Below are 9013 nucleotides of genomic sequence, written 5' to 3'. Positions count from 1 at the left end.
GTGCTTTTTTATTTCCACCCGGAGAAGCTTCTCTTGCCGCCACCTCGTCGCGCCCCGCACTCAAAACCACCGGGCGCCGCGAAGAGGGGCGAATTATAGACACAATACGAACCGTGTCAACAGGGCAAAAAATATGAGTGAAGCCGTTGCACAAACTACTCGCATCCTCGCTGGTCTCAGGAAAAGCCCGAGCTTGTACTCGTGGCTTCCCCACTCGCCTATACGTTGAAGTTACAGTCAGCACCGAAGCGACCTCAAGTCGCCGGTGGCTTTGGTCAATAGGGAGGAATTTTGAGCCCTGTTTCAAAGGAAGTCCTCGACGCCGGGCCGACATCGAGCGCTCGAGCCCAGAATCTTCCAATCACAATCGTCATGAATGCTTCTTCGGGCAGCCGCTATAAGCCGAATGAGCGGTCGGTGATCGAGAACGTACTGCGACAAAGCGGTCGCGACGCGCTAGTGTGGACCGCCCGACATCCTCGCGAATTGCCGGCGCTCGCTCAACTCGCAGCAGAGTCGCGCGGCGGTATCTTGGCGGGGGCAGGTGGCGACGGCACCCTTAATGCCGTCGCCTCGGTCGCTCGAGCACGCGGTCTACCGTTCGGGCTCATTCCGCTCGGTACTTTCAACTACTTCGCCCGGCAACTAGGGATTCCCCCCGATCCTGCTGCAGCCGCGTCGAACCTCGTCGAGAGCGCAATTCGCCCGGTCGCGATCGGCGATATTAACGGCCATTTATTCCTGAACAACGCAAGCATCGGGCTTTACCGGCGCCTGTTGGAACGGCGCGAGATCGATAAACGCCGGTTCGGGCGGAGTCGCGCGGTGGCATTTCTCTCTGGAATCGCCTTCCTCCTTCGCGAACATCGCCCCTACCAACTCGTACTGAGCATCGACAAGAAGGAAGTCAAGCTATCGACACTGACTGTCTTTTTCGGGCGCAACGCGCTCCAAATGGAGCAGTTGGGCCTGGACGAAGCGTTGTGTGTTGCCCGGGGCGAACTGGCGGTACTCGCATTACGAGACGTCGGCCGAGTGGAACTCCTGCGGCTCGCCCTACGCGGCGCGCTTGCGGACCTGGAAACCGCCGAAAACCTCCGGCAGGGTTGTGCGTCGGAAGTACGGGTCGAGCGCAGCGACGGTGAATCGCGACGACTACGGGTCGCGATCGACGGTGAGTCGGTGCTCTGCTGCTTGCCATTAGTCGTCAGATCGATTCCGGGAGGACTTCAAGTTGTGACGCCCCCGGTGGCGGGGGCGCGTGCTTGATGCGGCTTGCGCACATCTCGGACCCGCACTTTGGCACCGAAGATCCTCCTGTTTGCTCTGCACTGAGGAAGGACTTGTTGACAGAGGCGCCAGATCTAGTCGTTCTGACGGGGGATATTACACAACGAGCGCGAACGGGCCAGTTTCTCGCAGCCCGTGCCTTCCTAAATGGATTGGCACCGCTGCCGGTCCTCGCCCTGCCGGGAAATCACGACCTCCCGCTGTTCGATCTCATCGCCCGTTTCAGCGCACCTTACGGTCGCTTTCTACGGTATATCTCCCCATCGCTCGGTCCGATTTGGCAGAAACAGGAACTCGCCGTCCTCGGTATCAACTCGACCCGCTTGATGCGCCACAAGCACGGCGACCTGCCGGTGGAACTCATTGACGAGGTCGCGCGAGAACTCGAACACATGCGTCACCGATTCAAGGTCGTGTCGCTGCATCACCCGCTTACAGATCTTGGCGCGGAGGACCGCAACAATCGCGTGCGCCATGCGAAGGAAGCAATCGCGAGATGGTCCGAAGCGGGAGCCGACCTCTTTCTTGGCGGACACATCCACCTGCCCTCTTGCGTTGCAGGCGGACACCCGGGGAAACAAACCGTGTTCGTGCAAGCCGGCACCGCAGTTTCAACCCGGCGTCGCGGCTGTTGCCCCAATTCATACAACATCATCCGTTTCGAGATGGACGGCCCCCGGCGAATACACATCGAGCAGCGCGACCACGACAACGAGACCGGGTGCTTCATCCCGTCAATGTCGAAGGATGCGGTCTACGGCGCGGCGGGCTGGACAGTTCGACCCGCGGCAGACGAGGGAGAATTCTGAACGCGGAGACAAGCCCCGGCGTAACGCTGCAGCGGGCCGCTCAAGCGAGGATGACCGCCGAAAACTTTCGCTTTCCAACCTGCAATACGACCGTTTGACCGGAAGAAAGGATCACGCCCTTGTCTTCGACTCGTTCTCCGTTTAGGCGAACCGCTCCCTGCTCGATCATTCTCAGCGCTTCCGACGTGCTGCCGGTTAGTCCCGCCTGCTTGATTACCTGAAACACCGGGAGCCCCCCTGCGCCCACCTCGACCTTCACCTGCGGCATGTCATCCGGCAGTGCTCCACGCTGGAAGCGCGCCTCGAACTCGGCCAGTGCGTCCGCGGCCGCGCGCTGGTCGTGGAAGCGGGCGACAAGTTCCTGCCCGAGGAGAACCTTGACATCGCGCGGATTCCGTCCCTCTTCGACCTCTCGCCGCAATTTTGCATTCTCGCTGCTAGAGCGGAACGAGAGAAGGTCGAAATAGCGCCACATCAAGCTATCCGAGATCGACATGATCTTGCCGAAAATCTCGCGCGGCGCTTCGGCGATGCCGATATAGTTGCCGAGAGACTTCGACATCTTGTTCACGCCATCGAGCCCTTCGAGCAGCGGCATCATCAGGACGCACTGCGGCGCCTGCCCATCTTGCTTCTGCAACTCACGGCCAACCAGAAGGTTGAACTTCTGATCGGTTCCGCCGAGCTCGACGTCGGCCCGCATCGCGACCGAGTCATAGCCTTGGCACAGGGGGTAGAGGAATTCGTGGATCGCGATGGGTAGCCCGCCGGCGTAGCGTTTCGCAAAATCATCGCGCTCAAGCATCCGGGCGACGGTGTGACGCGAAGCGAGGCGGATCATGCCGGCGGCCCCGAGAGACTCCATCCACGCGGAGTTGAAAACGATCTCGGTCTTGTCCGGATCGAGAATCTTGAACACCTGATCCTGGTAGGTACGGGCGTTTTCGAGAATCTGTTCGCGCGACAGCGGCGGGCGAGTCACATTCTTCCCCGAAGGGTCCCCGATCATCCCCGTGAAGTCGCCGATCAGGAACAGGACCTTGTGCCCCATATCCTGGAAATGGCGCAGCTTGTTAATGAGCACGGTGTGACCGAGATGCAGATCGGGCGCTGTCGGATCGAATCCGGCCTTAATCCGCAGCGGCCGGCCCGTCTTCAGCCTCTCGACCAGTTCGGCCTCGATGAGCAGTTCGTCCGCCCCGCGCTTGATCAGCTCCAAGGCTGACTGTATCTCACTCATGCACTCTCTCCATTCGTTCGGGAATCGCGCCGAAACTTTGGTACACTCGCCAACGTTTTTTGCCCGAATTTTCCCATGCAGGCACGAAAAGTCAGGATTCTAACTGAAGTCCCGCGCGACCCTTCTTCGGGTCGCCGCTCGTGGGTCCTCGCGGCAGTCGTAGGAACATCACTGCTCGGGGTCGTGGCGGCAACAGCAGTCGTTCCCGGACAACCGGAAGCTTCCTTCGCCACCCAGCCCGTCATCGAACACCTGCTCCCGGCACCCGCCGCGCAATCCGACGTGCCGCACGGCCTGCCATTCGTCTATGACGAGCAGATCAAGCCGGGCGACACGATCCACTCGATCTTTGCACGATTGGGCATCCGGGACCAGGAAGCCCTCGACTTCCTGAACGCGGACACCGAGGCACAGTCGGCGCTGAAGCAGCTCCGCGCCGGGCGCTCCGTTCTTGCGGCCGTTTCATCCGACGGCAGGATCGTTTCCCTCAACCTCCCGATTGCGAACGGCGGATCACGATTTTCGATCGTCCGCGTCGACGAGGCGATTCACGCGCAGGGAGAAAACGCCGCCGTCACTGATACCCGCGTCGAAATGCGATCGGGAATGATTCGTCAGACGCTCTTCGGTGCAACGGACGCAGCAGGGGTACCCGATGCTGTCGCAACAAAGCTCGCGGAAATTTTCGGCACCGAAATCGACTTCACCGAGGATCTGCGTCGGGGCGACGAGTTCAGCGTCGTCTACGAGGCCACGTACGACCGCGGGCTGCCGTTCGGTACGCAGCGGATCCTTGCAGCGGAATTCATCAACCAAGGGAAGAAACACGCGGTCGTCCTCTACCGCACTTCGGATGGCGCGGAAACTTACTACACGCCCGACGGCCGCGGACTGAACCAGGCTTACTTGCGTTACCCGCTGGAGTTTTCACGGATTTCGTCGAATTTCGGCGGCCGCCTGCATCCGATCCACAAAAAATGGCGAGCCCATAATGGCGTCGACTTCGCCGCGCCCAGGGGTACGGCGGTCAAGGCGGCGTCGGACGGCACCGTGGATTACGTCGGCAATCAAAACGGCTATGGGAAGATCGTTGTCTTGCGGCACCGCGACCGTTACTCGACCGCTTATGCACATCTCGACGGATTTGCCCGCGGGCTGCGGAAGGGGGCGATGGTACGGCAAGGCGACCTGATCGGCTACGTCGGCTCCTCGGGATGGGCGACGGGTCCGCACCTGCACTATGAAATCCGAGTCAACAACGTGGCGCACGATCCGATGAAAATCGCGCTGCCAACGGTTCAGCCCCTCGATCGGGACGCTCTGGTCGCGTTCAAGAAGCAGACGAGTCCTTTTCTTCAACGCCTCGCTTTGCTGAATCGAGCGACGCTCGCGCGAGTCGATTGACCGGCGAGCCTGGCTCAATGCAAAAAAAGGGGGGATGCCAAGCCAAGGCATCCCCCCCTTTTTTTGGAACGGTCTAGTGGCTCACGCCGAGAACGACGAGCCACAGCCGCAAGTGCTGGTCGCGTTCGGGTTGCGAATCACGAACTGCGACCCTTCGAGGCCCTCGCTGTAGTCGATCTCGGCGCCGACGAGGTATTGATAGCTCATCGAATCGATCAGCAATGTGACCCCGTCCTTCTCGAGTGCGGTGTCGTCCTCATTCACCTCCTCATCGAACGTGAAGCCGTATTGGAAGCCGGAGCATCCTCCCCCGCTAACGAAGACTCGCAGCTTGAGTTCGGGGTTGCCCTCCTCCTCGATCAATTCCTTGACTTTGCTCGCTGCGCTGTCGGTGAAGACCAACAGCTCCGGCGTTTCAACTTCAGTGCTCATGTTTTCTCCTCTCTGGGCTACTAACGCATGATGCGCCCTGCCCGACATCGACGTCAAAATTCGAACGCGGCTCGCGTCGAAAGTTCCGGCTACGGACTGACCGGCACGATGTCGAGGCCGAGCGTCTCCTCGAATCCGAACATGATGTTCATGTTCTGAATGGCTTGCCCCGCCGCGCCCTTGACAAGATTGTCGATGGTCGACAGGACGACGACGATGTCGCCTCCTTGCGGACGGTGCACGGCGATTCGACACAGGTTGCTCCCCCGTACCGACCTCGTCTCTGGATGGCTGCCCGGCGGAAGGACGTCGACGAACGGCTCACCGCGGTAGCGGGTCTCGAACAATGCCTGGACATCCACGTCGCTCGTCAGCTTTCCGTAAAGCGTCGCGTGGATACCGCGAATCATCGGAGTCAAGTGGGGCACGAACGTAAGCCCGACAGGACGCCCGGCCACTCCGTTCAACGCCTGGCGAATCTCGGGAAGATGACGATGGCCGGCGACACCGTAGGCCTTGAAGTTATCCCCAGCTTCCGCAAACAGGTTATGAACTTCCGCCTTCCGGCCGGCCCCGGAGACGCCGGATTTCGCGTCGGCGATCAGATGTGAAATGTCGATGACCCCTGCCTCGACCAGAGGCAGGAAGCCAAGCTGCACGGCGGTGGGGTAACAGCCGGGATTCGCGAGAACCCGAGCCGAGCGGATCTTGTCGCGGTTGTACTCCGGAAGTCCATACACGGCCTCCTCGACCAGGTGGGGAGCCGCATGCGACATCCCGTACCACTTCTCCCACTCTGCGATATCGCGAATACGGAAATCCGCTGCCAGATCGATGACGCGCACACCTGCTTCGACCAGCTCCGCGGCCTGCTGCATCGCGATCCCGTTCGGCGTCGCAAAGAAAACCACGTCGCACTGGTCGAGCGCCGCTTCCTGTGGAGCGACGAAACGAAGATCGACGCGGCCACGAAGGCTCGGAAACATCTCGGCGACGGGCGTTCCGGCGTCGCCGCGCGACGTGATTGCGAACAGCTGCGCTTCCGGATGGCGCGCGAGCAAGCGAAGCAATTCAACGCCGGTATAACCTGTTCCGCCTACGACACCGATTCTTATCATCCCGCAATCCTCCAAATCCGCTTCTGACCCCCGCGATTATCGCATTCTTGCAGGGGGACTCGCAGGGCGAAACGGCGATCGCCCCCCTCGGCGCACCGCCCCCTTCCGACCGAATCCACGATGCAGCCCCACGTCTCCCGGCTTCCACGACGGAGTCGTGCCTCGCCTTCGTCTACTTGAGGCCGGATCCGCGTCGCCCCGCGGGCGCGGGACGCACGACGAACAAAAGCCGCCTCGAGGGCGGCTTTCGCTTCGGCAATACGAACTCCGTATTAGCGCTTGGAGAACTGCTTGCGGCGACGGGCCTTCCTGAAACCGACTTTCTTCCGTTCGACTTCGCGGGCGTCGCGGGTCACGAAACCGGCCTTGCGGAGCACCGACTTCAGTTCCTCGTCATATTCGATAAGGGCGCGGGTAATGCCGTGACGGACGGCGCCGGCCTGGCCAGACTCCCCACCGCCGGTCACGTTGACCATGATGTCGAAACGGGTGTCGTTTTCGGTCAGTACGAGCGGTTGGCGCACGATCATGCGGCCGGTTTCACGCGAGAAAAACTCATCGACGGGTTTGCCGTTGACGACGATGTTGCCGGAACCCGGCTTGATGAACACACGCGCAACCGCCGTCTTGCGGCGACCGGTGCCGTAGTTGTAACTCACAGCCATTGATCGGCTCCTGTCAGATCTCGAGAACTTTGGGCTGCTGAGCGGCATGCGGATGCTCGGCACCCGCGTAGCACTTCAGCTTCTTCAGCATGGCGTAACCCAGCGGCCCCTTCGGCAGCATGCCCTTCACCGCCTTCTCGAGCACCCGCGCCGGAAAGCGCTGCTGCATCTTGGTGAAGTTGGTTTCGTAGATTCCGCCCGGGAAACCGGTGTGACGATAGTATTTCTTGTCCTGCGCCTTGCTTCCTGTCACACGCAGCTTTTCAACGTTGACGACGACGATGAAGTCACCCGTGTCCACATGCGGCGTGTAAATGGCCTTGTGCTTGCCGCGCAGGCGACGAGCCACTTCGGCGGCAAGCCGGCCAAGCACCTTGTCTGACGCGTCGACCACAAACCAGTCGCGCTTGACTTCGTGCGGCTTGGCAGAAAACGTTTTCATTCGAATCCTCGATCTTGTCCGGCCCGGGACGAAGGCCATTAAAAGGAAAGCTCGTGATGATAATGGGAACCGGGCCCGAAAGTCAAATTCTGGCAAGCCACAAAAAAAACGCAGCCCTTGAAGGACTGCGTTAAATCCACACCAAAGGAGGAGGGTGGAGGAGACACCGCTTGGATCACGAAGCTATTTCGATCCGACTGAGAGCGATTATCCGGAAAGGCCAAACGCGAAGCAAGTTCTTTTTGTGCATTGCAGTATAAATGTTTTGATCGACTCATTAGCCTTGTTTATCCGCTTCCATAATCTTGATTTTTATCAATTTTTAGCGGCGCTCAGCCGACTTCCTCAGCCGCTCTCCGGGGATTCGATATGTCATGAAGAAGTGCATTTTTGCGGCGCAATACTGAGTGACAACGGGGCGACGGCGGGGGATGTCCCGCGGCGGGGCGCCCGGGCTATCCGGTAGAATGCGGCACCGGTCGATGACGACGACCTTCTAACCCCTGCAGCGGAGTGGATGATGGAGTGCACTGTTAAATGGGTCGACGGGATGACCTTCCTCGCGGAAACCGGCACGGGGCATGTCCTGGCGATGGACGGGGCGCCGGAAGCCGGCGGCCGCAATCTCGCGCCGCGCCCGATGGAGCTATTGCTCGCAGGCGCGGGCGGCTGTACCGCTTTCGACATCGTGCTGATCCTCAAGCGCGGCCGGCAGGATGTGCGGGACTGCGAAGTGAGGCTTTCCGCCGAGCGGGCCGAAGCCGACCCGAAGGTGTTCACCCGCATTGCCTTCACCTACACGGTAAAAGGCAAGGGATTGAAGCCTGAAGCGGTCGAGCGGGCAATTCATTTGTCCGCGGAGAAGTACTGTTCCGCCTCGATCATGCTCGCCAAGACCGCCGAGATCACGCACAAATGGGAAATCGTCGAAGTCGAGTAAAGGTGTCTCCGCGACTTCCGCGAGAACTGCGCCGGCAGCCCCTCGCCGCGTCAAATCCGGTACGTCGTCGTCGTCATCACCCGCGACGCGAGCTTCATCGCCGCCTTGACGGGCGCAGGCAGTTCGTGAGCGCCCAGACCGAGCGCGGTTTCGGCGTGTCGCGCCTCGTCCGCCTTCATCTGTTCCACGATGACTCGGGACTTCTGGTCGTTCACCGGCAGTCGGTCGAGATGACCCCGGAGATGAGCCTCGACCTGATGTTCGGTTTCCGCGAGGAAACCCAGATTCCAGCGGTCGCCGAATCGGCCGGCGACCAATCCGATGACCAGCGAACCGACGTACCACAAAGGATTCAGCAGGCTCGTGCGCCCGCCCAGTTCCGCGATGCGATGCTCGGTCCACGCCAGATGCTCGGTTTCCTCGTTCGACGCTTGCTGCAGTTCGCGGCGGACCGACTCGTCGCGCGAGATCAGCGCCTGCCCCTGATACAACGCTTGGGCGCAGATTTCCCCGCAGTGATTGACCCGCATCAGGGCCGCGGCGTGACGCCTCTCCTCGTCCGTCATCGGCTCTTCGGGCAAATCGCCGCCGGGAATCGGACGAACGCTTCGCGCGGGCGCGAGAAGCGTGCGCAGTCCCTTGTCAAACTGGGTGATGACCTGGTCGATCATTT

General features: G+C 60.7%; 10 protein-coding genes. 4 read left to right on the top strand and 6 right to left on the bottom strand.

The window, feature by feature from the left end; genetic code table 11:
• Window positions 1-372 precede the first annotated feature (372 nt).
• Both V6M37_RS18105 and V6M37_RS18100 read left to right on the top strand, forming a co-directional pair.
• On the top strand, window positions 373-1269 hold the full coding sequence (locus tag V6M37_RS18105; RefSeq protein ID WP_332675668.1) for a diacylglycerol/lipid kinase family protein: 897 nt from the start codon (window positions 373-375) through the stop codon (window positions 1267-1269).
• Window positions 1269-2099 carry a metallophosphoesterase family protein gene (locus V6M37_RS18100; RefSeq protein ID WP_332675667.1) on the top strand — a complete coding sequence of 277 codons (831 nt, stop codon included), beginning with the start codon at window positions 1269-1271 and terminating at the stop codon, window positions 2097-2099. The genes V6M37_RS18105 and V6M37_RS18100 overlap by 1 nt, the downstream gene beginning before the upstream one ends.
• Window positions 2100-2139: 40 nt before the next feature.
• Here the strand turns inward: V6M37_RS18100 and tyrS are convergent, their stop codons facing one another.
• Window positions 2140-3339, bottom strand: a complete 1200-nt coding sequence (gene tyrS / locus V6M37_RS18095; RefSeq protein ID WP_332675666.1) for a tyrosine--tRNA ligase — start codon at window positions 3337-3339, stop codon at window positions 2140-2142.
• A gap of 75 nt (window positions 3340-3414) precedes the next feature.
• Between tyrS and V6M37_RS18090 the strand changes: the two genes are divergently transcribed.
• Entirely contained in the window at window positions 3415-4743 is a 1329-nt protein-coding gene (locus V6M37_RS18090; protein ID WP_332675665.1) for a M23 family metallopeptidase, read from the top strand.
• 81 nt (window positions 4744-4824) lie between these two features.
• Here the strand turns inward: V6M37_RS18090 and erpA are convergent, their stop codons facing one another.
• The 4 genes from erpA to rplM all read right to left on the bottom strand — a co-directional run bounded on the left by erpA (window position 4825) and on the right by rplM (window position 7400).
• The gene (erpA, locus tag V6M37_RS18085) at window positions 4825-5175 is read right to left on the bottom strand and encodes an iron-sulfur cluster insertion protein ErpA (RefSeq protein WP_312656495.1); all 351 of its coding nucleotides are present in this window, start codon (window positions 5173-5175) and stop codon (window positions 4825-4827) included.
• 89 nt (window positions 5176-5264) lie between these two features.
• A complete protein-coding gene (argC, locus tag V6M37_RS18080; RefSeq protein WP_332675664.1) occupies window positions 5265-6293 on the bottom strand; it encodes an N-acetyl-gamma-glutamyl-phosphate reductase in 1029 nt (342 codons plus the stop codon).
• Between the two features lie 272 nt (window positions 6294-6565).
• A complete protein-coding gene (rpsI, locus tag V6M37_RS18075) occupies window positions 6566-6958 on the bottom strand; it encodes a 30S ribosomal protein S9 (RefSeq protein WP_332675671.1) in 393 nt (130 codons plus the stop codon).
• A 13-nt stretch (window positions 6959-6971) separates the two neighbouring features.
• Window positions 6972-7400 carry a 50S ribosomal protein L13 gene (rplM, locus tag V6M37_RS18070; protein ID WP_332675663.1) on the bottom strand — a complete coding sequence of 143 codons (429 nt, stop codon included), beginning with the start codon at window positions 7398-7400 and terminating at the stop codon, window positions 6972-6974.
• 520 nt (window positions 7401-7920) lie between these two features.
• Here rplM and V6M37_RS18065 point away from each other — a divergent pair.
• On the top strand, window positions 7921-8340 hold the full coding sequence (locus V6M37_RS18065) for an OsmC family protein (protein ID WP_332675662.1): 420 nt from the start codon (window positions 7921-7923) through the stop codon (window positions 8338-8340).
• Between the two features lie 50 nt (window positions 8341-8390).
• Here the strand turns inward: V6M37_RS18065 and coq7 are convergent, their stop codons facing one another.
• Window positions 8391-9011, bottom strand: a complete 621-nt coding sequence (gene coq7 / locus V6M37_RS18060) for a 2-polyprenyl-3-methyl-6-methoxy-1,4-benzoquinone monooxygenase (protein ID WP_332675661.1) — start codon at window positions 9009-9011, stop codon at window positions 8391-8393.
• Window positions 9012-9013: the final 2 nt, after the last annotated feature.

This window comes from Aromatoleum sp. (assembly GCF_036675785.1).
Classification (GTDB): Bacteria; Pseudomonadota; Gammaproteobacteria; order Burkholderiales; family Rhodocyclaceae; genus Aromatoleum.
The sequence above is the reverse complement of the archived record's forward strand: the minus strand, read 5'-3'. Positions and strand labels throughout refer to the sequence as shown.

What these genes read in the sequence shown, in the direction of transcription:
- V6M37_RS18105 (WP_332675668.1), top strand. Translation starts at nt 373, where the DNA reads ATGAATGCTTCTTCGGGCAGCCGCTATAAGCCGAATGAGCGGTCGGTG.
- rplM (WP_332675663.1), bottom strand. Translation starts at nt 7,400, where the DNA reads ATGAAAACGTTTTCTGCCAAGCCGCACGAAGTCAAGCGCGACTGGTTT.
- rpsI (WP_332675671.1), bottom strand. Translation starts at nt 6,958, where the DNA reads ATGGCTGTGAGTTACAACTACGGCACCGGTCGCCGCAAGACGGCGGTT.
- erpA (WP_312656495.1), bottom strand. Translation starts at nt 5,175, where the DNA reads ATGAGCACTGAAGTTGAAACGCCGGAGCTGTTGGTCTTCACCGACAGC.
- V6M37_RS18065 (WP_332675662.1), top strand. Translation starts at nt 7,921, where the DNA reads ATGGAGTGCACTGTTAAATGGGTCGACGGGATGACCTTCCTCGCGGAA.
- coq7 (WP_332675661.1), bottom strand. Translation starts at nt 9,011, where the DNA reads ATGATCGACCAGGTCATCACCCAGTTTGACAAGGGACTGCGCACGCTT.
- V6M37_RS18100 (WP_332675667.1), top strand. Translation starts at nt 1,269, where the DNA reads ATGCGGCTTGCGCACATCTCGGACCCGCACTTTGGCACCGAAGATCCT.
- V6M37_RS18090 (WP_332675665.1), top strand. Translation starts at nt 3,415, where the DNA reads ATGCAGGCACGAAAAGTCAGGATTCTAACTGAAGTCCCGCGCGACCCT.
- tyrS (WP_332675666.1), bottom strand. Translation starts at nt 3,339, where the DNA reads ATGAGTGAGATACAGTCAGCCTTGGAGCTGATCAAGCGCGGGGCGGAC.
- argC (WP_332675664.1), bottom strand. Translation starts at nt 6,293, where the DNA reads ATGATAAGAATCGGTGTCGTAGGCGGAACAGGTTATACCGGCGTTGAA.